Origin of the sequence: Hominimerdicola alba 8, from assembly GCF_000178155.2 — a bacterium.
In the GTDB taxonomy this organism is placed as follows: Bacteria; Bacillota; Clostridia; order Oscillospirales; family Ruminococcaceae; genus Hominimerdicola; species Hominimerdicola alba_C.
This window is the reverse complement of the sequence record NZ_ADKM02000011.1, coordinates 1-1,309: the sequence shown is the minus strand read 5'-3', so window position 1 is coordinate 1,309 and position 1,309 is coordinate 1. Positions and strand designations below refer to the sequence as shown.

The following is a 1,309-nucleotide window of genomic DNA, read 5'->3' as shown; positions in this document are numbered from 1 at the left end:
CTTACCCGGGGAATGGTCAGATATTCTTGCTGATCTGTTTTGTCGTGCTTACGGGCTTCTTGCAAGCGCAAAGAAGATAGTTGTTGATGTGATCAACGAACTATACAAAAATGCAGAAGTTTTTGAAGCTGCGGAAAAGTCGGAGAGTTGGAAAGAAATTGTTCCCGAACTTTCCCAAAAGGTCACATTCTCAAAGATATACAAAAACATAGAGACTCGCATGAACGCACTTGCAGATCAGGAAAGAATTCAGAAAGATATGTTTGCCAGAATTCTTGATCGTCTGTCTTCTTTTGGAAGAGAAAATTCAGTAGAATCAAGAATTTTTGGTAATGCGAAAAGAGATCAGATCAAAGCTATGTCTGATATGCCGATGACATGAAAACAATAATGGCTGTTGTATCACACGATACAGCAGCTATTTTTTTATCACCCTGAATTTTCTTCTATAATTTAAATACGGTAAACGATTGATGCCCGGAGAAAAACAGGAGGGATAAAATAAATGAGAAAAGAACAAGAGAAATACATAAACCTGGCAAAAAAACAAAGACTAAGAAAAGATATACAAAAACTTGTAAATGATGAAAGCTATCCGATAGAACTATATGATTTCTTTTTTCACGCAAGAAGATATTCAAGAGAAGTCATAGAAAGAAATATTCCGCTGATGCTGTATTTTATTCAGGAAAAACACCTGTATCAAGGTGCTCAAAAAAAATATCCTGAATTCTATAAAAAGATCAGTAAATATATTTGTAAAAATGATGGACTTGTGTCGGAAGAGCTTATTGAATTAATGCTGATGAACAAGTACATAGCCAATTACTTGTTAAACGGAGGAAGTGCAGACCTTATTTTTGATCTGTATCAGAATTTCAAACTCGGAGTGAAAAGAGATCAGTTATACTTGTGCGGAGGTTCCGCCAAAATTGACGATACCCTTTGTTCCTCTGACAAGATATTTCTTGAAAAGAGAGCAATAGAAACTTTCTCTCAGGAGGATGAATACGGAGAACTTATAAGCTATCTTTTTTGCATCTGGAAAATGGAAGAAGAAAGAATGAATATTCATAGCTTCTACTTTGATGTATTGAAAAAAGAAGATCTGTTAGCTGCACTGGATAGTAAGTTACCTTATAGTGAATTTGAAGAATTTAAAGGACCGGTCGGTACTTTGGGCGATAAACTTCTGACAAAAAGGTGGGGGATCTTGTATACAGAATTTAAAGACAGATATGATTACAGTATTCCTGATCCCCAAATAAAAGAAGCCGTTGAATTTTTGAAAAAAAACGGCATCAGAGGG

General features: G+C 35.4%; 2 protein-coding genes. Both read left to right on the top strand.

What is annotated here, in order from left to right; translation table 11 throughout:
* The coding region (locus CUS_RS00605; protein WP_037275869.1) for a hypothetical protein at window positions 1-382 on the top strand (382 nt) is incomplete at its 5' end.
* A gap of 123 nt (window positions 383-505) precedes the next feature.
* Window positions 506-1,309: hypothetical protein (locus CUS_RS00600; RefSeq protein ID WP_002846887.1), on the top strand; the 804-nt coding region annotated here is incomplete at its 3' end.